A 21534-nucleotide genomic window follows, 5' to 3' on the forward strand; every position below is an offset into this window, starting at 1 on the left:
GGTCCTTCGTGGACCGAGGCGGCTTTCGCGGCATCCTGCCGCTCAACCCCCTACACGACGATTCCGCTCGGCCTCCTGATGGGGCGGACCGGAGCGTCGGATATTTCTCTGGAAGAGGTAGGGCAAATCACGCACAGCGTGATTCGCAAGATGGGGCAGAGTTGCCAAGCGCCGGGCGGCGCAGGTTTGGTAAAAAGCCTTGTTTCATGTGGTTTCTTTGATAGAGAGAGTCTTTCAGCTTCGCTCATTCCGCTCGGTTGTTTCGTTCCTCTCGTCTCAATACTCTGCCACCGGCGCCTAAGAAACGCTAAACCACGCAGCGGCCAGACCGCTCCCGACAGCCAAGCGGCTTTTTTGAGTCTGCGGTATTCTCTCGCCCTCAAAATCTCTGCAACGCCGGGAGTGGACGAATACAAGACCCGAAAGGGAAATATGTCCGGCCCTCTGCGTGGGGTTTTCTTAACTCCCGGCACCCCAGCCCAAGAAAGCTGGTCACATCACGCAGAGGTAACGGAAATGCCTATCACCAATCCCATATCTCCATCCACACCGCTTCATCCCACTACCTCCCCGGAGGTGCGCCATGTCTGACGCCCCCCTCCACTACAGCCGTTTCACCCACCACCATCGGGTCCTGCGCGCCGTGCTGCTGGATGAGGAAGGCTGGTTCGTGCTCTCCGACCTGGCACGGCTGCTGGGCCGTTACCTGGGCGGTCGGGCGCCGGCGGCGTTGTGTGACGAGGCGCCGTGGCCGCTGGCGACGGCGGAACAGCGCGAGCGCTTGTTCGCCCTCTGCCATGCGCTGGAGCGGCATCTGGACACCGATCAGTGGCGGCTCGCCTGGCTCCATGACGAACGCCACGGGCCACGCCAGGACTGCCTGGTCAGCGAGTCCGGGCTCTACGCTCTGCTCTGGCTCGCAGCGCCTGGCGCGGCACGGGGTTTGCGCGTTGGGTCAGCGGCTCGGTGCTGCCACGCCTGCGCAGCCAGTCCCGCCCCAACGCCACGCCCCAGCGCGCCGTGCTGCACTGGAAAACCGCCGAGATCGACACCCTGCACTGGCAAGGCAAGACCTGGATCCCCCTCTCCGACTGCCCCCAACTCCTCGACAGTCCACGCCCGCTGATCCGGGCCTGACCCCGTCATACGCCCTGAAAGGAGTCAGGGCTTGAAGCAACAGAGTGATCTTTTCCCTCATGACCACTAAAAATCTAGGTTTTTCCAGTAACGCTCTCTTTCTTTACAACTATCAGGCCAAGGAAGAGCACTCTATTGCCAAATAGAATATTTTTAAATTTAAAAAGAACCCCCATGCAGCAGGACCTTCCTCTACAATCTATAGTTAGGCGTAAACCCCAATAAAATACTCCAATCCAACCGGAAGCTTTTCGCCTATAACCTCCTCAATCCTTACAACATCATCATTCTTAATAGGATATTCACCCTCAATATTCTCACCCTTCTTCCAACGCATCACCTCCATAACTTGCGAAATATATTCGAAAGGAACAGTTTTTTCATATTTCAAGGACTCATCATTTCCCTATGGTAGGTACCCAGAAATCAATACAGTCATGTTTCTACACTCCTTTTTGGATCAGCAGACTTCGTGCGAGCACCAGTATTAGAATCAAACCCTCCCAAGTGCCACCCTCTCTTGTCATACATCTCAAAACTGCCATGCTGAGAATCCCATTTATAGATATTCCCTTTTATCCTTCCAATGCTTCCGCAACCCACCACCACCTTGAATAGAAGTTTTTGGCTTAGCTCTCAAGGCGTCGGGGAAGGCAGGTAGTGTTGCCGGAGCAGGATAGTAATACACAAGGCTTTCAATTCAAAATCGCAGACTCACGCATTTTGCGACTGACGCACTAACTGACAATTCGGCGATTTACATCTGCTCTCGAAGCATGGATTGGCTAAGAAACAGGCGAAGCCCATAAACTGACTTCGCCTGATCTATATCTTCGGATATAAAGGATCATCAGCTAGATATATTTATATTTCTTCAAAAGCCCTCTAACTTCCTGCTTTAGCTCCTCTTCATTTATCTCACCATCATTATCCTTCGGTCCATCCGTGAAGCAATCTGCCATTCCAAACATAAGCCTGAGGCAAGCGCCAAGATTATCATCATCCTTTTTCAGCAAGCCTGACGCACCTTCGCTACGCCACATTTCAAAGAATTTTTTTGTGAAACTCTTTCCGCTTAACGATCCATCCAAAAAATTTCTTGCAAGATCAATAAGTGCCATGCTCATTTAAATCATCTCATTCTCAAAATAGTTTTTTCCTGTCTGCTTCCTGGCTCAAGATACCACCCTGACAAAAACATTCCATCCTCTTTGAGAACAACCACAATACTAGTATCAGGACTGTAAAATAATTGGATCCTTGATACCTATGACAAACCCCTTGCAAATTATGTCGTGCTTTATCGAAGCGCTCCTGCCTTATCTGCATGACTTCTTCATAAATGTACGATTTGGCGTTGTCGCCTTCAGCTTCCCGCTGGACTCCCTTGACCTTACGAGTCATCCGCTCGTAATCTTCCGGCCACAACGCTTGCTCCATGCGCAACGATGCCTGACCCAGCAAATGCAGCAGGCCGAACAGGCGCATATCGTTGGTGGCAACGATGTGTTCTCGAATCCACTCGTGGGTTACTCCGCAGGCCAGATGTGTTTCTGGCGTTGATGTGCTGTCATAGTCGGCTCGGAATCCCGCTTCTTTGGCGAGCTGTGCCCAGTGCTGGCCAATGCCTGGTGTTGGATGTACTCATTTGCTCATCCACTTGCGCAGCAGGCGCTTTTTCAGGGACGCGCGTTCTTGCGGGTTGTGTCCCTTGAGGTTAGCGACACGATCTGCCGTAGCAGCCTGGCGTATGAGGGGCCAGTAGGAACGCCCATCCTTACGTGGCACCAGTGTTATTGACCTGACTTTCCAGTAGGGAGAGGTGGGCTGCTGGCCAACGTGGAGAGCTCGCTACGGCAGCTCGTGCGCCCGACGATGGGTGTTTTGCGGTGGTTGCGGCTCATAATGTGATTGTCTTCAAGAATATTCAGGACAGACTGTCAAGATAGAGCAGCGTCAACATGGAACAAGCCCCGTCGAAACGGGGCTTGTTGATGGCCAACTAACCGGCCTTAAAGCCAGGAAGCCCCTTGGAAGCACGCCATTCTTTAACTTCCTTTACAACTCCAGCTGGGCTATCTTCTCTATTTTCGTTGGGGTAGTAAAGAAGGTCTGAGCCGCTTGGGTGTTCCGTTAGTTTTTTAAATTCAAGCACGGCTTGAATATGAGACTCCTCGGTAGGGAACTTTTTCTTATTGTTTGTGTATATGTCTTTAACAAACTCAAGAAACTCTTTTTCCGTATATTCGGAAATCTTGGACTTCATATCACTTCCCTCCCGTGTGGATTTCTATATGACGTTTTGGCGTTACTGCAACAAGGTTCCCCATATTGTAAACGCCGCCTCCATCTGCTATTCGAACCTTGTGGTGGATTTCGATCTTTATTCTCCCGCCAGCCTGTTCTGACTCTCTGACATAAGGAGCACCTCCATCTCTCATTACAGCTAAACTACCAGGATTAAACTGTTTACTTAACTCAGGATCATTAGCCACAGCTATCCAGAATTGTTCCCGAAAGTCCCGCCAGTTTTTGAATGTCTTACCACGTAGTTTATCCGCAATCTGGCTTGGAATTGGAGCCCCCTCACCTTGAGAGGCGGCGCCGAGCCAATTACCGCTGACGGGCTGTCCCTTGCCAGTCGCAGCACCAGGTACATCCCGCGGATCCCTGAACATCACATAGATCGGCTTGATCCCCGAGTCGGCCGGGAAGCCGATGATCAGATCATCCGGTAGCGTCATCACTCCTGGATAGGTTTCTGGTTTGGCCTTCACCGGTGTGAGGGTCGCCCCCTCATATACCGGCACCGGCTTCGGTACGACCGGAGTGGTACTCGAAGGGTTCTGGTTTCCGGGAGGACTCGCCGGCGTCCAGGTCAGGATAAGCGGCGGTGCTTCTGCGACCGTAGAGGGAACCGTAACCTCGTACAGTCCTGTCGCGGTGTTATAGGCCGCCATCCGGACTGGAACGGCTTTCGGAACGCTCACACCATCGGTGCTGACCACCGAAAGGGTCGTCGTGCTGCCCCGTGCCTCGTTGGTCAGTCGCATCGGCAGATCGACGGTACCACCTGCTTTTGCAACCGCGTTCAGATTTACGCTTGAGGGAAGCCCCAGCTTGTTGGCATCCATGCCCAGGGCGTAACGAACGCTATCGGGCGTTTGGTCCTGCCATTGCTCGGCAGTCCGGGAGGAGTAGGTCAGACTGGCAAAGCCCACGGCCATCACCGAGGGTGCTGAAGCCAGGACCCGGCCCAGGACGGCAATCGCATCGGAGATCGCTTGAGCAAGGGATGCGGCGCCTTGTGCGACCTGGATCAGACCCCGGCCTGCGGCGGTGGCGACAACGCTGCCATTGGCCGGCATGGCATAGGTATTGGCAGCTCTTATCGCCGCTTGCTGGCGGGCCTGCTCTTCGGCTTTGCGTTTGGCCTCAGCCGCTGCTTGTTCACGCGCCTTGTTTGCTGCGGCCGCCTCAATACTTGCTTTGGCGGCGGTCAACGTATTCATGCGGATCTGGAGACTACTGATCGCTTCGGTGAAGAGTTTTACGTTATAAGCTGCCGTGAGACCTTCCATTTCCCTGTCGAGGAAGCGCATATAGGCTTCAGGCCCGTTAATATTGCCTTCTCGCACCGCTTGTTCACCGATCTCTTCCGCCGTACGGGTAAGGAAATTCTTTGCACCCAGGCTGGTAATCTTCTTCTGATTCAGCAGTAGTTTTTGATTCTTTTGCTGGAGGGCGTTTCCAACGATGGTCAGACTGCGGTTGATGACGTCCAATGGTGCAAGATTCTTTGCCGGACCAAGAGCGGCATCAGCCTTATCCAGCTCGGCTTGTACCGACGCCTCAAGTTTTTTCTCGGCATCTCGGAACTGAAGCTCGATCTCCCTGCGTTTTTCTTTAACCTGAAGAGGAACATAGCGTCTGGGGTCAACGCCCAGATCAGCATAACTTTCAAACTCTTGCCAGCCATTTTCAGTGGACGAATCCAAGCCGTGCTCTATAGGTCTGGCAATGGGGCCAATGCCGGTACCTCCCCCAGGGCCGTAATAAACGTCTCCGCTTGCCGTGACAGTTGTAGAGTTGAAGTGGATAAGGTCAGCAATGGGTCGTGCCATATGTATCTCCTACTTCCATGAGTGCATGGCTTATTATTTACGTCGAATTAGACTTTTTAAACGCCCCTTGCCAAATGAACGCCAATACACTGGAAATACACAGCAATCAAACTGCAATATCCCGTATCCAATGACCCAGAAGGCCCATCCTTGGCCATTCCCTTCTACGAAACGACCTCGTTTGCGCATGCGCCCATCCAGCGGTCATTTTCTGCACGAAAACCTCATCTACCCCTGCCAGTCACGGAAGCCGCATACCTTCGGTTCATTAACGAAGTCCCACCTTCAAAATTCATCCATGCCGCCCCTTCGCGAGCTTCCGGACAAAGCCACGCTGATTGCGAGCCCAGCGTTTTTGATTGCAAGCCGCTGCACCTGGTTAGGCCATTTCCGCAGCGCATGAAGTCCTGGCCGATATACCGGCAGGGCCAGCCATCGTTCGACGAATAAAGCCACCTCAGCCATGATGCCCTTTCCATCCCCAGCGGAACCCCGACATGGACGCCAAAGCCCTGCTCCTCGGCAGCCTCTGCCTGGCCGCTCCATTCGCCGACGCGGCGACGCTCGACAATGCCCTCTCCGCCTGCCTCGCCGCCCGGCTCGGTGCACCGCACACGGCGGAGGGCCAGTTGCACCTGCCACTCACCCTTGAGGCCCGGCGCTCCACCGGCGAATGCGGCTGTACCTCAGCGCTGGTGCGATATCGACTGCTGGCCATGCATGCCAATGCGAAGGCACAGGTCCTTCAGGAAGGTCTGCTCGACGGTCGCTACGAAGGCGCCCGTACCCTAACGCTGGCAGCGGATGCGCAACTGGCGGCCGACAGCACGCTCGTGGTACGTCTTGGTTGCGCCGTCGCCGAATGACCATCCACCGACCCAGCGAGGTTCGCGATGCACCTGCTTTACCCCTCCGCCCCCGACCGCAGCAACGCGGTCGATGAACTCTTCGCCGAGGAATATGACGCGGCCCGTTCGGCAGGCTTGGCCTGTTCGCTGTTCTGCGACGAGGAACTGGAGAGTGGACGCTTTCGCGCCCGCCCGGAGTTTCCGGCAAACCCCAAGGTGCTGTATCGCGGCTGGATGCTCACACCGGAAAACTACGCTCGCCTGCACGGCGCGATTCTCGTCGCTGGCGGACGGCCCCTGACCAGTCCACAGCAATATCGGCACTGCCATTACTTGCCGGAGTGGTATCCGCTCTGTGAGGACCTCACGCCGGCGACCCTGTTCCTGTCCAGGAACGCCGACTTCGAGACAGTGTTGGCGCAAAGCCCGTGGCGCGCCTGGTTCGTCAAGGACCATGTGAAATCCCTGACCACCCAGCGCGGCTCGAAGGCCACCAATGCTGCGGAAGTGCGGGAAGTCCTCGATTCGATCGAGCGTTATCGAGGCACCATCGAAGGCGGTGTATGCCTTCGGGAGTTCGAGGCGCTGCGTGCGGAAACCGAGGAACGCTACTTCGTTCTTCACGGCCGCGCTCACGGGCGTCTCGATACCGTCCCGCCGCTAGTGGAACAGGTGGCACAACGTATCGATTGCCCGTTCTTTTCCGTCGACGTGGTCGAGTCGGCCAGTGGCGAGTTGCGCCTGATGGAACTCGGCGATGGCCAGGTCTCCGACCGCAAGCAATGGCCCGCCGCACGCTTCGCGGCGATGCTGGCACAGGCATAGTCGGAACCGCTGCAATCCCAACCCGACCAAGCTCCCCTTGATCGATCCTGAGGGAGCTCGTCACTCGCCCAGTGCCTCGACCAATTACTCTCATCCAAAGCCCAAGAACGGTTGTCCATCCCCTCGCCCATGGATATTTCTTCCACTCTGCAATCCAGTTCATAAATCCCATAAAAGCCCTCTTCCGCTCCCCGCCAGCCTCCCCGCATCCCGCACCCTAGACGCCCCGCCGCTCTCCGCCGGCTCGCCCGACAAGAAAAACCAACCGCTCGATCAGCCTCATCCTTCACCCATCACAGGAGCCATCGCGATGCACCTGACACCCCATTGGATCCCCCTGGTCGCCAGCCTCGGCCTGCTCGCCGGCGGCTCGTCCGCGTCCGCCGCCGAGGAAGCCTTCGACCTCTGGAACGAATGCGCCAAAGCCTGCGTGCTCGACCTCAAGGACGGCGTGCGTTCCAGCCGCATGAGCGTCGACCCGGCCATCGCCGACACCAACGGCCAGGGCGTGCTGCACTACTCCATGGTCCTGGAGGGCGGCAACGACGCGCTCAAGCTGGCCATCGACAACGCCCTCAGCATCACCAGCGACGGCCTGACCATCCGCCTCGAAGGCGGCGTCGAGCCGAACAAGCCGGTGCGCTACAGCTACACGCGCCAGGCGCGCGGCAGTTGGTCGCTGAACTGGCTGGTGCCGATCGGCCACGAGAAGCCTTCGAACATCAAGGTGTTCATCCACGAACTGAACGCCGGTAACCAGCTCAGCCACATGTCGCCGATCTACACCATCGAGATGGGCGACGAGTTGCTGGCGAAGCTGGCGCGCGATGCCACCTTCTTCGTCAGGGCGCACGAGAGCAACGAGATGCAGCCGACGCTCGCCATCAGCCATGCCGGGGTCAGCGTGGTCATGGCCCAGGCCCAGCCGCGCCGGGAAAAGCGCTGGAGCGAATGGGCCAGCGGCAAGGTGTTGTGCCTGCTCGACCCGCTGGACGGGGTCTACAACTACCTCGCCCAGCAGCGCTGCAACCTCGACGATACCTGGGAAGGCAAGATCTACCGGGTGCTCGCCGGCAACCCGGCGAAGCATGACCTGGACATCAAGCCCACGGTCATCAGTCATCGCCTGCACTTCCCCGAAGGCGGCAGCCTGGCCGCGCTGACCGCGCACCAGGCCTGCCACCTGCCGCTGGAGACTTTCACCCGTCATCGCCAGCCGCGCGGCTGGGAACAACTGGAGCAGTGCGGCTATCCGGTGCAGCGGCTGGTCGCCCTCTACCTGGCGGCGCGACTGTCGTGGAACCAGGTCGACCAAGTGATCCGCAACGCCCTGGCCAGCCCCGGCAGCGGCGGCGACCTGGGCGAAGCGATCCGCGAGCAGCCGGAGCAGGCCCGTCTGGCCCTGACCCTGGCCGCCGCCGAGAGCGAGCGCTTCGTCCGGCAGGGCACAGGCAACGACGAGGCCGGCGCGGCCAGCGCCGACGTGGTGAGCCTGACCTGCCCGGTCGCCGCCGGTGAATGCGCGGGCCCGGCGGACAGCGGCGACGCCCTGCTGGAGCGCAACTATCCCACTGGCGCGGAGTTCCTCGGCGACGGCGGCGACATCAGCTTCAGCACCCGCGGCACGCAGAACTGGACGGTGGAGCGGCTGCTCCAGGCGCACCGCCAACTGGAGGAGCGCGGCTATGTGTTCGTCGGCTACCACGGCACCTTCCTCGAAGCGGCGCAAAGCATCGTCTTCGGCGGGGTGCGCGCGCGCAGCCAGGACCTCGACGCGATCTGGCGCGGTTTCTATATCGCCGGCGATCCGGCGCTGGCCTACGGCTACGCCCAGGACCAGGAACCCGACGCGCGCGGCCGGATCCGCAACGGTGCCCTGCTGCGGGTCTATGTGCCGCGCTCGAGTCTGCCGGGCTTCTACCGCACCGGCCTGACCCTGGCCGCGCCGGAGGCGGCGGGCGAGGTCGAACGGCTGATCGGCCATCCGCTGCCGCTGCGCCTGGACGCCATCACCGGCCCCGAGGAGGAAGGCGGGCGCCTGGAGACCATTCTCGGCTGGCCGCTGGCCGAGCGCACCGTGGTGATTCCCTCGGCGATCCCCACCGACCCGCGCAACGTCGGCGGCGACCTCGACCCGTCCAGCATCCCCGACAAGGAACAGGCGATCAGCGCCCTGCCGGACTACGCCAGCCAGCCCGGCAAACCGCCGCGCGAGGACCTGAAGTAACTGCCGCGACCGGCCGGCTCCCTTCGCAGGAGCCGGCCTTCTCGGGGCCTGGCCATACATCAGGTTTTCCTGATGCCAGCCCAATCGAATATGAATTCATCCTGATAGGTAATCCGCCTAACCTGCGTCTGCCACGCTTTCGCTCGTCCCGGAAGCGGCCATAACAATTCCAATAGCCGACGAGGACTCTCCATGCTCACCCATCGCATCGGTGGCATCCGCCTTTCCCCTTCCCCGCAGCGCTCGCCCGGAGACCGCCATGACTGATCTCCGCGATACCTCCCGCGACGAACGCCTGCTGGCGGCCCACGGCTATCGCCAGGAACTGGAGCGCGGGCTGAGCCTGTGGTCGTCCTTTTCCGTCGGCTTCGCTACCATCTCGCCGGTGGTGGGCATCTACTCGGTGATGTCCCTCGGCGCCATGAGCATGGGCCCCTCCTGGGTCTGGGTGGTGCCGCTGTGCCTGCTGCTGCAGTTCGGCGTGGCGCTGGTCTACGCCGAGCTGTCCTCGCAGTTTCCGCTGGCCGGCGGCTGCTACCAGTGGGTGCGGCGCCTGGTGGGCGACCGCCTGGCCTGGTTCACCGGCTTCCTCTACCTGGCTTCGGCGCTGGCCTCGCTGACTACCGTGGCCTACCTCGGTGGCTTCTGGCTCGGCCTGCTGGCGACCGGCGCGCCGCCGTCGGCCAACGGCCAGGTGCTCTGCGGCGCGCTGCTGCTGGCGCTGGGACTGGCGGTGAACCTGCTGGGGATCAACCCGTTGAAGTACTTCGTCAATGCCGGGATCGTCGCCGAGGCCATCGCCTCCATCGGTATCGGCGTGCTGTTGCTGCTGTTCTTCCGCAACCATCCGCTCGATCTGCTGTTCAGCGGCCCGGGCGGCACAGGCGATGCGGACGGTTCCTACCTGGACGGCGTGCTGACCGCGCTGGCGGTGGGCGGCTGGGCTTTCCTCGGCTTCGACGCCTGCTCGCAGATTTCCGAGGAAACCACCGATGCCCGCGTCTCCACTCCCCGGGCGATCCTGCGCTCGATGCTGGTGGTGGGATTCACCGTGATGCTCACCGCCTTCGCCGTGACCCTGTCCTACCAGGACATCGGCGCGGTGGTCAGCGGCCAGGTGGTCGACCCGGTCACCCCGGCGGTGGTGGACGCCTTCGGCGCCTGGGCCGAGCGGCCCTTCGTCGCAGTGGTGCTGATCGCCTTCGTCGCCTGCGTGGTGTCGGTGCAGACCTACATCGGCCGGGCGATCTTCGGCATGGCGCGCGACGCCATCCTGCCCGGCTCCGCCCTGCTGCGCCGGGTCGACCGGCGCAAGGTGCCGATGGCGGCGATGGTCTGCAGCACGCTGCTGGCCAGCCTCGGCCTGGCCCTGGGGCTGAACGCCACGGCGGTCGGCACGCTGATCGCGTTCGGCAGCGGCGGTTTCTTCGTGGTCTTCCTGATCGTCGCCGCCTGCGCTCTCTGGGCCCGCCTCGTCGGCCGCTGGGACCCGGACAAGGGCGCCTTGCGCCTGGGGCGCGCGGGGCTGGCGGTGAACGTCCTGGCAGTCGCCTGGCTGTCTTTCGAGGCGCTCAACGTCGCCTGGCCGCGGGCCAGCCTCGCCCCGCCCGACGCGCCCTGGTTCCAGGTCTGGGCGGTGGTCGTGGTGTTCTCCGCGCTGGCCGCGTTCGGCCTGCTCTACATGGTCATCGCCAAGCCGCATCGGCGCATCGCCACCAGCCTCAGCTTCGCCGCTCCGCCGGCGGACTGACCCGCACGCGCCGGCCGTTCCGGCGCCTCCTCCGGTTGTTCCCGCACGCTGGCTTCGCGCCCGGCGGGGCCCGGCTCATCCTGCTTTCACGGAGCATCGCCATGAGCGACCTGCATTACTGGAACTACCCCACCGATATCCTCTGCGGCGTCGGCGCCCTGGAACAACTGCCGAGGCGTTGCGCGCTGGCGGGCGCACGCCGGCCCCTGCTGGTCACCGATCCCGGCATGCTCGCCCTGGAGCCCCTGCGCCTGGTGCGCGAGTGCCTGGAACGCGCCGGCATCGACCATGACCTGTTCCACGAACTGTCGAGCAACCCCAGCCTCGCTGAAGTCCACGGCGGCGCCAGGCGCTTCGAGGCTGGCGGGCATGACGCGCTGATCGCTCTCGGCGGCGGCAGCGCCCTCGACGCGGCCAAGGGAATCGCCCTGCTAAGCCGCGATCCGCACGGCCTCGAACGCTTCGAATGGACACAGACGCTGCGCAGCTATCCGACCCTCGCCGACTACCCGCTGCTCGGCCTGCCGCCGCTGCTGGCGCTTCCCACGACCGCCGGCACCGGCTCGGAACTGGGACGCGAGGCGGTGCTGACCGACACGCAACTGGGCATCAAGCGGGTCGTCGGCCACCGCGAGCTGCTGGCCGCCTGCGTATTCCTCGACCCGCGCCTGACCCGCGGGTTGCCGCCGGCGCTGAGCGCCGCCACCGGCATGGACGCCCTCACCCATCACCTGGAGGCGCTGTTCTCGCCGCTCTACCATCCGATGTCGGCGGGCATCGCCCTGGAAGGCGTGCGCCTGGTCAGGCAGCACCTGGAAAACGCCGTGCGCGACGGCAACGACCTCGCCGCCCGGGAAGGCATGCTGGTAGCCTCGGCCAGCGCCGCAGTGGCATTCCAGAAGGGGCTTGGCGGGGTCCACGCCCTGGCCCACCCGCTGGGCGCTCGCCATCACCTGCACCACGGCCTGCTGAACGCCGTGCTGCTGCCCTACGTTCTGCTGGCCAACCGCCCGGCGGTAGAAGCCGACGCCGCGCGCCTGGCGCGCTACCTGGAACTCGACGAAGCGAGCTTCGACGGCCTGCTGGCGTGGATCCTCGAACTGCGCGCGCGCATCGGCATCCCGGCGAACCTCGCCGCCCTCGGCCTGGATGGCGAGGACGCGCAATGGGTGGGCGAGCAGGCGCTGGCCGACCTGTCGTCCTCGGCGACCAACGCCCTGCCGCTCGATGCCCGGGATTATGCGCGCATCTACCGCCAGGCGGTGGCCGGGACTCTCGCCTGAGTGCTCAGGACCCCAGGCCGTGGACCTGCAGCAGGTCGTCGATGAAGGCGCGGGCGGCTTCGCTGAGAGGGCGCCCGGCATAGACGATCATGCTGTGCTCCACCGGATAGCTCAGCCGCTCCGGCAACAGCGCGCGCATCCGCCCGCGCTCGATCCAGGCTTCGGCGTAATGGGTCGGCAGGTAGCCCAGGTGGGTGCCGGCCAGCACGGCATGGGCGACCGCCTCCATGTGGTAGGCGGTGGCGCGGCTGCGCGACGGGCGTAGCGGCAGGACCAGGTTTTCCGGCAGGAAGCCATGCATCACCCAGTCACAGGCGGCGATCCGCTCCAGGGTCGGCTGCGCCTCGGCGAACAGCGGATGGCGATCGCCACAGAACACGCCGATCTCTTCGCGATACAGCGGGCGGTATTCGAGGCTCGGCCGCGAACGGCTGAAATAGGAGATCGCCAGGTCCAGCTCGCCTTCGATCACCGCCAGTTCCAGCTCGGTGGGCGAATTGACGAAAAGGTTCAGCTGGACATCCTGGTCGCGCCGCTGGAAGCGCGCCAGCGCATCGCCGAAACGGGCCTGGGGCAAGGTCGCGAGATTGTCCGCCAGGCCCAGGTACAGCTCCCCGACCAAACGTCCGGACAACGCCTGCGCCTGGTCGCGAAACAGGCCGATGGCGTCGAACATCGTTCGCGAAGCCTCCAGCACCCGGCGACCCTTGGCGGTCAGTCGGAAGCCGCCCTTGCCGCGCTCGCAGAGCCGGTAGCCGAGGCGCTTCTCCAGGCTGGCGATGTGCATGCTGATGTTCGACTGGCTCATGTTCAGCTCGGCCTGGGCCGCGGTGAAACCGCCGCACTTCACCACGCAGGCGAAGATGCGCAACAGACGCAGGTCTAGGTCGGTGACGTTTCTCAGCATGGCGGTCCGATCCGGCGCGAGGTCCCGCAGTCTAGCCGAGCGCCGCGACACGCGGCCATCCAGCGGCGGCGCACGGCGCACCAGAGGCGCTGGCGTATCATCGAAAATCTGGTCTATTCCAATTTCTTGAAAATACGTAGAAAAGTCCCGCCCAAAGGTGCCGCCAGGACAAGAAAATGCACCAATCCCAGGCAATCCCTCGAAAAAATCGAATCGTTTCGCCCTACTTTTGGTCTAGACCATAAAAATACCCAGTGCTAGATTGACCTTCGCCAGCCGGCCCAGCCTGACCGGATCGGCGCCACGCACCGCCACCAAGCCTTCACAATCCATCTCAGCCTCGGCAGGACCGAGCAGGAGCGCTTCGACAGCCAACCTTGCGCACGAAAAAAGTCATGGGAAAGGCATCTGGCCTAGACCATGCATCCGGACAGCTTTGCAGCAGCACAACAAGAACAACCTCCCCGCACTGTCTAGACCCATAGGGACCCACATGAACAACCACAACGGTACCCTGCACCGTGGCTGGCAATCGCTCCAGCGCTGGCGCATCCAGATCTTCGTCATCACCTGGCTGGCCTACGCCGCCTTCTACTTCACCCGCAAGGCCTTCTCGGTGGCCAAGCTCGGCATCGCCGAAGACCCCTCCTTCGAGCTCGACAAGAGCGCCATGGCCGATCTCGATGCCCTCTACCTGGCCGCCTACGCCGTGGGCCAGTTCATGTGGGGGGTGTTCGCCGACCGCTTCGGCACCCGCGTGGTGGTGCTCGGCGGTTTGCTCACCTCGGCGCTGGCGGCGCTGGTGATGGGTACCTTCGCCACCCTGCCGATCTTCGCCGCCTGCATGGTGGTCCAGGGCCTGGCGCAGTCCACCGGCTGGTCGGGGCTGTGCAAGAACATCGGCGCCTTCTTCGCCACCTACGAGCGAGGCCGCGTGCTCGGCCTGTGGAGTACCTGCTACGCCTTCGGCGGGCTGGTGGCGACGCCGTTCGCCGGCTGGTGCGCCTACCGGTTGACGCATGACTGGCGCATGGCCTTCCTGTCCTCGGCGGGAGTGGTGCTGGCGGTGGCCGTGCTGTTCTTCTTCCTCCAGCGCAACCGTCCGCAGGACGTCGGCCTGCCGCCCGTGGAGGCCGAGGCCGCGCCCCCGCCAACGCGCCCCGGCCGAACCATTCCGGCGCCCTGCTGAAGGCGCTCAGGAATCCCCACGTGCTGGTCCTCGGCATCGCCTACTTCCTGCTCAAGCCGGCGCGCTACGCGATCCTGCTCTGGGGCCCGGTGATCATCTACGAACGCATGCCGGAGATCGGCAAGGTCGCCTCGGCCATCGTGCCTTCGGCCTTCGAGGTCGCCGGGCTGGCCGGGCCGATCCTCATCGGCCTGGCCTCGGACAAGCTGTTCGGCGCCCGCCGCATGCCGGCCTGCGTGCTCAGCCTGGCGGCGCTGACCGTGAGCCTGGCGCTGTTCGTCCCGGCGATGCAGAGCGGCAGCCTGTACCTGGTGGTCAGCCTGCTGTTCATGATGGGCGTCACCCTCTACGGGCCGGACTCGATGATCAGCGGCGCCGCCGCCATCGACTTCGGTACCAGCGAAGCAGCCGGTACCGCCACCGGCTTCGTCAACGGCTGCGGCTCGGTCGGGGCGATCCTCGGCGGCCTGCTGCCGGGCTACTTCGACACCCTCACGGTGTTCTTCGTGTTCACCGCCACCGCGCTGCTCGCCAGCCTGCTGCTGGTGCCGTTCTGGAACAGCCGGCCAGGCGCGTGCCGCGTCGAACCGAAGGCGCATGCCGGCGGGCCGCTGCTGGCGGCCGGCAAGCCGCGTTGAAACCTCGCCGAACCACCGCCCGGCGCCAGGCGTGCCGGGCCAATCCCTAGCGAACAAGGAACCGCCTATGCCACTTGCCCTCTTCGACCTCGACGACACCCTGATCGACGGCGACTGCGCGACCCTCTGGGGGCGCTACATGACCGAACTGGGCTGGGTCGAGAAGACCGCCTTCCTGCACCAGGAACGCCACCTCATGGAACTCTATGCCGAGGGCCGGCTGGCCATGGAGGACTACATGGACTTCAGCCTGGCGCCCATCGCCGGCCGCACCCCGGCGGAGATCGCCGGCGCCGTCGAGGATTTCGTCGCGCGGATCATAGCGCCGCGCATCCACGCCGACGCCCTGCGCTGCCTGGAACGCCACCGCCAGGCCGGCGACCGCCTGCTGATCATCTCCGCCTCGGCGCACTTCCTGGTCAGCGCCATCGGCCGCCGGCTGGGGGTGGACGAGGTGCTGGCGATCGACATCGAGGAGCGCGACGGCCTCTACACCGGGCGCACCCGCGGCACCCTCACCTACCGCGAGGGCAAGGTCCGTCGCCTCGACGCCTGGCTGGCCCAGGAGGGCGAGACGCTGGCCGGCGCGACCTTCTATTCCGACTCGCGCAACGACCTGCCGCTGCTCTCGCGGGTCGACCGGCCGCACACGGTGAACCCCGACCCGGCGCTGCTCGGGCACGCCCGCGAGGCCGGCTGGCCGGTGCTGCAATGGCGCTGAGAAGGCGCGCCGCGCTATACCGCCGGCGGCCCGGAAGCATTACCCTGTAGCCCCCCGGAGCCCCAGCGGAGAAGCGTCGATATGCGCGACGAGCCGTCCCGACCCCTGACGGTGATCTACCAGTCCCTGCGCGAGCAGATCGAGCGCGGCCTGCTCGCGCGCGGCAGCAAGCTGCCCAGCGAACGGCAGTTGAGCGAGCTGTTCTCGACCACCCGCATCACCCTGCGCGAGGCGCTCGGCCAGTTGGAGGACCAGGGCCTGATCTACCGCGAGGAACGCCGCGGCTGGTTCGTCTCGCCGCAGCGGCTGCTGTACAACCCGCTGGTGCGCAGCCACTTCCACGCGATGGTCGCCGACCAGGGCCGGGTGCCGGAGACCGAGGTGCTCGGCGCGGCGATGATCCCGGCCAGCGTCGACATCTGCCAGCGCCTGGAGCTGCCGGCGCTGTCGCGGGTGTTCCAGATCCGCCGGGCGCGGCGGGTCGACGGGCGGCTGGTGCTGTACGTCGAGCACTACCTGAATCCCGCCTACTTTCCCGGCATCGAGCGCTTCGACCTGACTCGCTCGCTGACCGATCTCTACGCCAACCACTACGGCATCCGCTACGGCCGGGTGCGCTTCGAGATGGTCCCGACCATCCTCCCGGCGGAAGCCGCCGGGCCGCTGCGGGTTTCGGTGGGCAGCCCGGCGCTGCAGATCGTGCGGGTCAACCGCGACCAGGCGGGCCGCCTGATCGACTGCGACCTGGAGTACTGGCGCCACGACGCGCTACAGGTCAACGTCGAGGTGCCCGAGTAGCGCTCCGCGGTCCTGTTCCTGGCGCATGCATGACCGCCTGGCGGGTTTCCCGCCGCTTCCAGCGCATTGGTCGACCGCTGGGCACGCTGCGTCGACGCTGAGCGGTTGCCGCTGACGGCACGGCCTGCTAAAAGCGGCGACGACATTCGAAAATGCGATACGACCATGAGCGACAGTGAAAAATCGAATAGCCGCCTGTTCGACCTCGACCTGCTCCGCGCCATCGTCACGGTGGCCGACTGCGGCAGCTTCACCACTGCCGCCGCGCGCCTGCACTCGACCCAGTCGACCGTCAGCCAGAAGGTTCGCCGCTTGGAGGAAATGGCCGGACACCGCCTGCTGGAGCGCGGCAACCGCGACGTGTTGCCGACCGACGCCGGCGATACGCTGCTCGGCTATGCCCGCCGCCTGCTGGCACTGAACGACGAACTGGCCGAGGCGCTATCCGGCGCCACGGTGGCGCTGACGGTACGTATCGGCGTGCCGGACGACTTCGCCGCCGGCCGTACCACCGAGCGACTGGCGGCCTTCAACCGGCGTTATCCACAGGTCAAGCTGGAAGTCACCAGCGGCATGAGCCGCGACCTCAGCGCCAGCTACGACCGCGGCGAACTGGACCTGGTGCTGCTCAAGCAGCGACGCGCCAGCCGCGAGGCACTGGCCTGCTGGCCGGAAAAGACATGCTGGGTGGACAGCGCCAGGAACCCCTGCATCGACCTCGACCCGCTGCCCATCGTCACCTTCCCGCCGCGCGGGGTCTACCGCGACGAGATGATCGCCGCCCTGGAAGCGGTCGGCCGGCGCTGGCACATCAGCTTCACCAGTTCCAGCCTCAGCGGTCTGCAATCGGCCATCGCCGACGGCATGGGCATCGGCCTGCTGCCGCTGCGCGCGGTGAGCGCAGGCCACGCGGTGCTGCCGAAGAACGTCGGGCTGCCGGCGGTGGACGTGTTCGAAGTGGCGCTGCTGCACCGGCCGGCGGCGGATCCGATGGTGAAGGCGCTGGCGCGCGTGCTGTCGCGGGTGCTGGCGGAAGATACCCGGAGCCGTCCCGCATTCGAAAAATGAATATGCTGGATTCCAACATTTAATTTGTGCATGCGCCAGGCGCTGGATATCGTTGCCGTCAGCAACGGCTCGCGCCCGCCCGTTTCGCTCCGGCGGCGCGTGAGCCGGCAGCAAGACAACAACGAGGAAACGCTCCATGTCCAAGTCCAGCTACTACGCGCCGCACGGCGGGCACCCGGCACAGACCGAGCTGCTCACCGACCGGGCGATGTTCACCGAAGCCTATGCCGTGATTCCCAAGGGGGTGATGCGCGATATCGTCACCAGCCACCTGCCGTTCTGGGACAACATGCGCATGTGGGTGATCGCCCGCCCGCTGTCCGGCTTCGCCGAGACCTTCTCGCAGTACATCGTCGAACTGGCGCCCAACGGTGGCAGCGACAAACCGGAGCAGGATCCCAACGCCGAGGCCGTGCTGTTCGTCGTCGAGGGCGAGCTGAGCCTGACCCTGCAGGGCCAGGTCCACGCCATGCAGCCGGGCGGCTACGCCTTCATTCCGCCGGGCGCCGACTACAAGGTGCGCAATACCACCGGCCAGCACACCCGCTTCCACTGGATCCGCAAGCACTACCAGAAGGTCGACGGCGTACCGCTGCCGGAAGCCTTCGTCACCAACGAGCAGGACATCCAGCCGCTGGTGATGCCGGACACCGAAGGCCGCTGGAGCACCACCCGCTTCGTCGACATGAGCGACATGCGCCACGACATGCACGTCAACATCGTCAACTTCGAGCCGGGCGGCGTGATCCCCTTCGCCGAGACCCACGTGATGGAGCACGGCCTGTACGTGCTGGAAGGCAAGGCGGTGTACCGCCTGAACCAGGACTGGGTCGAGGTGGAGGCCGGCGACTTCATGTGGCTGCGCGCCTTCTGCCCGCAGGCCTGCTATTCGGGCGGCCCGGGGCGCTTCCGCTACCTGCTGTACAAGGATGTCAACCGGCACATGCGCCTGACTCTCAATGCGCCGCATTGAGGGCGGGACAGGCTGAAAGGGAACCCGGCGCCATGGCGCCGGGTTTTTCGTTTGCGGAAGGCGCCCAGCCCTTCGTCAGCTCCGGGCGCGGAGGACTTCAGGGCGAACCGAACATGGCCGTCCAGTAGATTCCCGCGTCGCTCTTCGGATCGGTGGCGTAGGCCGCGCCCAGCTCGCGGTAGCCGGGGTTCATCAGGTTGGCGCAGTGGCCCGGGCTGGCCAGCCAGCCGTCGACCACCTTGTCCACCCCGTCCTGGCCGGCGGCGATGTTTTCGCCGACCAGCCCGCCGCTGTAGCCGGCCAGCTCGGCGCGGTCGCCGGGGGTGCGGCCGTCGCGGTCGAGGTGGTCGAAGAAATTGCCGTTGGCCATCGCCCGCGAATGCGCTTCGGCGGCGCCGCCAAGGGTGGCGTTCCAGGCCAGCGGCTGGGCCGCTGCGTAAGGTTTGCCACCGCACTGGCGGGCTTGCCCGCGGGCGGCATTGATCCGTTCCAGGAGCTTCTGCCCTTCCGCCTGCCAATCGCCCATGCCACCGCGCAGCAATGGCCGGGCGAGGACGATGCGCCAGTCGCGGTCCTGGCGGCTGACGCCGACGTCGACGAACTGCGGGTCGAGCACCACGCGACAGAAGCTTTCCTGCAGCGCCTTCATCGCCGCGCCGGCATCGCGCGGCCCGGAAAGGCTGATCGACTGCACGTTGACCATCGGGTAGGCGGCCTGTGCCATCGCCTGCTGCAGGTCGCCGGCGGCATTCACCGGCAAGGCCAGGCGCGGGTCGGCGGCCAGCGGCGGCAGTTCGCCGCTGGCCTGCCCGCCGCAGGACTGCACCTGGCCACGGTAGGCGTTGATCGCCTCGACCAGTTGCGCCTCGTCGGCGGCACTAGCGGCCGCTGCGAGCGCCAGCCCGAGCGTCAGTACGGCCAAACGCGGGATGCTTGGGATTGCCATGGAAATCTCCTCGATCTGATGGCGCCTATGATGCGTGATTCCGCGGCGCGCCGCCGCATTCGACCGGAACCCGGCGCCGGCGTTGCAGGCTCAGGCCGGCGCTTCGGCGAACGCCTCCACCAACCGCTCGATCACCGCGCGGACCCGCGCGGTGTGGCGCAGGTCCTTGTGGGTAACCATCCACACCTCGTATGGCCGGCGTCGCTCGCGCTGCGGCCAGACCCGCACCAGTCCGTCGCGCTCGCCCATGTACAGCGGCAGCTCGCAGAGTCCCAGGCCGCGCGCCAGGGCCTGGCGCACCATCATGTTGGAATTCACCGCGATGACCACCCGGCCGTCGCGGATCGGCTCGCCGCCCAGGGTCAGTTCGCGCTGGCTGTGCCAATAGGGTTCGTACATCACCAGGTCGTGGCCGCGGAAACGCTCGCCGGGCACCGGCACGCCGTTGCGCCGCAGGTAGTCCGCGGAAGCGAACAGGCCCATGGGCCAACTGGCGAGTTTTCTCAGGATCAAATCGGGATTTTCCGGCCGCAGGGTGCGAATCGCGATGTCGGTCTCGCGCTTGGGCAAGTCGACCACGGCCGAAGCGCTGTCGAGCAGCACGCGGATATCCGGGTGTTCAAGGTGCAGGCGGGCCAGGGCGGGTAGCACGAAGTCGACGGCCAGGGAGTCGGTGGTGGACAACCGCACCTCGCCGGACAGTCGGTGGTCCATCCCGCGGGTCCGCCGCAGCAACTCCAGGGCCGAGCGCTCCATCTTCTCGGCCAGTTCGAAGGCCGCCTCGCCGGCCGGGGTCAGCAGGTAGCCGGACGAGGTGCGCAGGAACAGGGTCGAGCCCAGCGCCGCCTCCAGCGACGCCAGCCGCCGGCCCACCGTGGCCTGGTCGACGTGAAGTGCGCGGGCGGCGCCGCGCAGGGTGTGCTCGCGGCAGAGCGCGAGGAAGACGCGGGTGTCGTCCCAATTCATGGCGGTTGTCCTGATGCATTTTCGCATCAGTCTAATGAAAAAGCGCTGCGCGACCACGGCATCCGCGCTGATTACCATGCGAACCAGGTCCGAACCACTTTCCCAGGAGCATGCGATGAGCAGCACGAACCGATTTCCCGAACGAATGACCGCCATCGAGATCGCCCGGCCCGGCGGCCCCGAGGTACTGGTGGCGACCAGCCGGCCGCTGCCGACGCCCGGCCCGCGCGAGGTCCTGGTCGAAGTCCGCGCCGCCGGCGTCAACGGTCCCGACGTGCTTCAGCGCAAGGGCGTGTACGACCCGCCGCCCGGCGCCTCGGACATTCCCGGCCTGGAGATCGCCGGCACGGTGCGGGCGGTCGGCAGCGAGGTCAGCCGCTTCGCCGTCGGCGAGGCGGTGATGGCGTTGATTCCCGGCGGCGGCTACGCGCAGTTCGCGGTGGCCGACGAGCGCACCACCCTGCACCTGCCCGACGGCCTGGGCATGGAGGAAGCGGCGGCGCTGCCGGAAACCTTCATGACCGTCTGGGTCAACCTGTTCCAGCGCGGTGGCTTCAAGGCCGGCGAGACGCTGCTGGTCCACGGTGGCGCCTCCGGCATCGGCACCACCGCGACCATGCTGGGCAAGGCCTTCGGCGCGGCGAAGATCTTCACCACGATCTCCAGCGAGGCCCAGCGCGAGGCCAGCCTGCGCCTCGGCGCCGACGTGGCGATCGACTACACCGAGCAGGACTTCGTCGAGGAAGTGCTGCGCGGCACCGAAGGTCGCGGGGTCGATGTGATCGTCGATATCGTTGCCGGCGACTATGTGACGCGGAACTACCAGGCGGCGGCGATGAACGGACGGATCGTGCAGATCGGCGTGATCAAGGGCAAGGCCGCCGAAGTCGACCTGTTCCCGATGCTGAGCAAGCGCCTGGTCCATCTTGGCTCGACCCTGCGCTCGCGAAGCCACGACGAGAAAGGCGCGATCATCGCCGAACTGGAGCGCCAGGTCTGGCCGCATGTGCGCGCCGGCACTGTCCGGCCGCAAGTGTTCCGCACCTTCCCTCTGGAACAGGCGCGCCAGGCCCACGAACTGATGGACTCCGGCCAGCACATCGGCAAGATCGTCCTCACGTCCGCTCCCTGAGG

General features: G+C 64.3%; 19 protein-coding genes and 3 pseudogenes. 12 read left to right on the plus strand and 10 right to left on the minus strand.

Annotated features, from left to right (window positions below):
- The first annotated feature begins 966 nt into the window (after nucleotides 1–966).
- Complete coding sequence (locus AT700_RS30310; protein WP_172826491.1) at nucleotides 967–1137, plus strand: hypothetical protein; 171 nt, start codon at nucleotides 967–969, stop codon at nucleotides 1135–1137.
- Between the two features lie 205 nt (nucleotides 1138–1342).
- Here the strand turns inward: AT700_RS30310 and AT700_RS30620 are convergent, their stop codons facing one another.
- The 7 genes and pseudogenes from AT700_RS30620 to pys1 all read right to left on the minus strand — a co-directional run bounded on the left by AT700_RS30620 (nucleotide 1343) and on the right by pys1 (nucleotide 5261).
- Nucleotides 1343–1483, minus strand: a complete 141-nt coding sequence (locus tag AT700_RS30620; protein ID WP_416202633.1) for a pyocin S6 family toxin immunity protein — start codon at nucleotides 1481–1483, stop codon at nucleotides 1343–1345.
- A gap of 89 nt (nucleotides 1484–1572) precedes the next feature.
- Nucleotides 1573–1825: pseudogene (locus AT700_RS30625) on the minus strand (colicin E3/pyocin S6 family cytotoxin).
- 166 nt (nucleotides 1826–1991) lie between these two features.
- Nucleotides 1992–2264 (minus strand): colicin immunity domain-containing protein, encoded by a 273-nt coding sequence (locus AT700_RS29760; protein ID WP_015648363.1) that lies wholly within the window; start codon nucleotides 2262–2264, stop codon nucleotides 1992–1994.
- A 16-nt stretch (nucleotides 2265–2280) separates the two neighbouring features.
- On the minus strand, nucleotides 2281–2625 hold the full coding sequence (locus tag AT700_RS19530) for a hypothetical protein (protein ID WP_003082347.1): 345 nt from the start codon (nucleotides 2623–2625) through the stop codon (nucleotides 2281–2283).
- Between the two features lie 156 nt (nucleotides 2626–2781).
- A pseudogene (locus AT700_RS29765) lies at nucleotides 2782–3041 on the minus strand (hypothetical protein).
- A gap of 98 nt (nucleotides 3042–3139) precedes the next feature.
- A complete protein-coding gene (imm, locus tag AT700_RS19535; protein WP_003112475.1) occupies nucleotides 3140–3403 on the minus strand; it encodes a pyocin-S1/S2 immunity protein in 264 nt (87 codons plus the stop codon).
- A gap of 1 nt (nucleotide 3404) precedes the next feature.
- Nucleotides 3405–5261 carry a pyocin-S1 gene (pys1, locus tag AT700_RS19540; RefSeq protein WP_048521270.1) on the minus strand — a complete coding sequence of 619 codons (1857 nt, stop codon included), beginning with the start codon at nucleotides 5259–5261 and terminating at the stop codon, nucleotides 3405–3407.
- A gap of 497 nt (nucleotides 5262–5758) precedes the next feature.
- On the opposite strand from pys1, the gene AT700_RS19545 reads away from it, so the two are divergent.
- The 5 genes from AT700_RS19545 (at nucleotide 5759) to AT700_RS19565 (ending at nucleotide 12194) form a co-directional block, all read left to right on the plus strand.
- Nucleotides 5759–6127, plus strand: a complete 369-nt coding sequence (locus tag AT700_RS19545; protein WP_003082340.1) for a DUF2195 family protein — start codon at nucleotides 5759–5761, stop codon at nucleotides 6125–6127.
- A gap of 27 nt (nucleotides 6128–6154) precedes the next feature.
- Nucleotides 6155–6934 (plus strand): ATP-grasp domain-containing protein, encoded by a 780-nt coding sequence (locus AT700_RS19550; RefSeq protein WP_023127948.1) that lies wholly within the window; start codon nucleotides 6155–6157, stop codon nucleotides 6932–6934.
- A 310-nt stretch (nucleotides 6935–7244) separates the two neighbouring features.
- Nucleotides 7245–9161: an exotoxin A gene (gene toxA / locus AT700_RS19555; RefSeq protein ID WP_003125027.1), complete on the plus strand. Its 1917-nt coding sequence runs from the start codon at nucleotides 7245–7247 to the stop codon at nucleotides 9159–9161.
- 259 nt (nucleotides 9162–9420) lie between these two features.
- Nucleotides 9421–10911, plus strand: coding sequence for an APC family permease (locus AT700_RS19560; protein WP_003082330.1), 1491 nt, complete (start codon nucleotides 9421–9423; stop codon nucleotides 10909–10911).
- 101 nt (nucleotides 10912–11012) lie between these two features.
- Nucleotides 11013–12194 carry an iron-containing alcohol dehydrogenase gene (locus tag AT700_RS19565; protein WP_009876076.1) on the plus strand — a complete coding sequence of 394 codons (1182 nt, stop codon included), beginning with the start codon at nucleotides 11013–11015 and terminating at the stop codon, nucleotides 12192–12194.
- 4 nt (nucleotides 12195–12198) lie between these two features.
- Here the strand turns inward: AT700_RS19565 and AT700_RS19570 are convergent, their stop codons facing one another.
- Nucleotides 12199–13101, minus strand: a complete 903-nt coding sequence (locus AT700_RS19570; protein WP_003116332.1) for a LysR family transcriptional regulator — start codon at nucleotides 13099–13101, stop codon at nucleotides 12199–12201.
- A gap of 493 nt (nucleotides 13102–13594) precedes the next feature.
- On the opposite strand from AT700_RS19570, the pseudogene AT700_RS30630 reads away from it, so the two are divergent.
- The 5 genes and pseudogenes from AT700_RS30630 (at nucleotide 13595) to AT700_RS19595 (ending at nucleotide 18488) form a co-directional block, all read left to right on the plus strand.
- Nucleotides 13595–14928, plus strand: a pseudogene (locus AT700_RS30630) (MFS transporter).
- 67 nt (nucleotides 14929–14995) lie between these two features.
- Nucleotides 14996–15649: an HAD family hydrolase gene (locus AT700_RS19580; RefSeq protein ID WP_023104197.1), complete on the plus strand. Its 654-nt coding sequence runs from the start codon at nucleotides 14996–14998 to the stop codon at nucleotides 15647–15649.
- Between the two features lie 81 nt (nucleotides 15650–15730).
- A complete protein-coding gene (locus AT700_RS19585; RefSeq protein WP_003086532.1) occupies nucleotides 15731–16447 on the plus strand; it encodes a UTRA domain-containing protein in 717 nt (238 codons plus the stop codon).
- Between the two features lie 165 nt (nucleotides 16448–16612).
- Nucleotides 16613–17515 carry a LysR family transcriptional regulator gene (locus AT700_RS19590; protein WP_003112482.1) on the plus strand — a complete coding sequence of 301 codons (903 nt, stop codon included), beginning with the start codon at nucleotides 16613–16615 and terminating at the stop codon, nucleotides 17513–17515.
- Between the two features lie 136 nt (nucleotides 17516–17651).
- Nucleotides 17652–18488, plus strand: a complete 837-nt coding sequence (locus AT700_RS19595) for a bifunctional allantoicase/(S)-ureidoglycine aminohydrolase (protein ID WP_003086528.1) — start codon at nucleotides 17652–17654, stop codon at nucleotides 18486–18488.
- 97 nt (nucleotides 18489–18585) lie between these two features.
- On the opposite strand, the gene AT700_RS19600 is transcribed toward AT700_RS19595, so the two are convergent.
- Complete coding sequence (locus AT700_RS19600) at nucleotides 18586–19434, minus strand: CAP domain-containing protein (protein WP_003112483.1); 849 nt, start codon at nucleotides 19432–19434, stop codon at nucleotides 18586–18588.
- A 90-nt stretch (nucleotides 19435–19524) separates the two neighbouring features.
- Nucleotides 19525–20400, minus strand: coding sequence for a LysR family transcriptional regulator (locus tag AT700_RS19605; protein ID WP_003082301.1), 876 nt, complete (start codon nucleotides 20398–20400; stop codon nucleotides 19525–19527).
- Between the two features lie 145 nt (nucleotides 20401–20545).
- Between AT700_RS19605 and AT700_RS19610 the strand changes: the two genes are divergently transcribed.
- A complete protein-coding gene (locus AT700_RS19610; protein WP_003133873.1) occupies nucleotides 20546–21532 on the plus strand; it encodes an NAD(P)H-quinone oxidoreductase in 987 nt (328 codons plus the stop codon).
- Nucleotides 21533–21534: the final 2 nt, after the last annotated feature.

Source organism: Pseudomonas aeruginosa, assembly GCF_001457615.1.
GTDB classification, from domain to species: domain Bacteria; phylum Pseudomonadota; class Gammaproteobacteria; order Pseudomonadales; family Pseudomonadaceae; genus Pseudomonas; species Pseudomonas aeruginosa.

What these genes read in the sequence shown, in the direction of transcription:
- AT700_RS19585 (WP_003086532.1), top strand. Translation starts at nt 15,731, where the DNA reads ATGCGCGACGAGCCGTCCCGACCCCTGACGGTGATCTACCAGTCCCTG.
- AT700_RS19590 (WP_003112482.1), top strand. Translation starts at nt 16,613, where the DNA reads ATGAGCGACAGTGAAAAATCGAATAGCCGCCTGTTCGACCTCGACCTG.
- AT700_RS19530 (WP_003082347.1), bottom strand. Translation starts at nt 2,625, where the DNA reads ATGCGCCTGTTCGGCCTGCTGCATTTGCTGGGTCAGGCATCGTTGCGC.
- imm (WP_003112475.1), bottom strand. Translation starts at nt 3,403, where the DNA reads ATGAAGTCCAAGATTTCCGAATATACGGAAAAAGAGTTTCTTGAGTTT.
- AT700_RS19595 (WP_003086528.1), top strand. Translation starts at nt 17,652, where the DNA reads ATGTCCAAGTCCAGCTACTACGCGCCGCACGGCGGGCACCCGGCACAG.
- AT700_RS30620 (WP_416202633.1), bottom strand. Translation starts at nt 1,483, where the DNA reads ATGGAGGTGATGCGTTGGAAGAAGGGTGAGAATATTGAGGGTGAATAT.
- AT700_RS19600 (WP_003112483.1), bottom strand. Translation starts at nt 19,434, where the DNA reads ATGGCAATCCCAAGCATCCCGCGTTTGGCCGTACTGACGCTCGGGCTG.
- AT700_RS19605 (WP_003082301.1), bottom strand. Translation starts at nt 20,400, where the DNA reads ATGAATTGGGACGACACCCGCGTCTTCCTCGCGCTCTGCCGCGAGCAC.
- AT700_RS19560 (WP_003082330.1), top strand. Translation starts at nt 9,421, where the DNA reads ATGACTGATCTCCGCGATACCTCCCGCGACGAACGCCTGCTGGCGGCC.
- pys1 (WP_048521270.1), bottom strand. Translation starts at nt 5,261, where the DNA reads ATGGCACGACCCATTGCTGACCTTATCCACTTCAACTCTACAACTGTC.
- toxA (WP_003125027.1), top strand. Translation starts at nt 7,245, where the DNA reads ATGCACCTGACACCCCATTGGATCCCCCTGGTCGCCAGCCTCGGCCTG.
- AT700_RS29760 (WP_015648363.1), bottom strand. Translation starts at nt 2,264, where the DNA reads ATGAGCATGGCACTTATTGATCTTGCAAGAAATTTTTTGGATGGATCG.
- AT700_RS19570 (WP_003116332.1), bottom strand. Translation starts at nt 13,101, where the DNA reads ATGCTGAGAAACGTCACCGACCTAGACCTGCGTCTGTTGCGCATCTTC.
- AT700_RS19550 (WP_023127948.1), top strand. Translation starts at nt 6,155, where the DNA reads ATGCACCTGCTTTACCCCTCCGCCCCCGACCGCAGCAACGCGGTCGAT.
- AT700_RS19565 (WP_009876076.1), top strand. Translation starts at nt 11,013, where the DNA reads ATGAGCGACCTGCATTACTGGAACTACCCCACCGATATCCTCTGCGGC.
- AT700_RS19610 (WP_003133873.1), top strand. Translation starts at nt 20,546, where the DNA reads ATGACCGCCATCGAGATCGCCCGGCCCGGCGGCCCCGAGGTACTGGTG.
- AT700_RS19580 (WP_023104197.1), top strand. Translation starts at nt 14,996, where the DNA reads ATGCCACTTGCCCTCTTCGACCTCGACGACACCCTGATCGACGGCGAC.
- AT700_RS19545 (WP_003082340.1), top strand. Translation starts at nt 5,759, where the DNA reads ATGGACGCCAAAGCCCTGCTCCTCGGCAGCCTCTGCCTGGCCGCTCCA.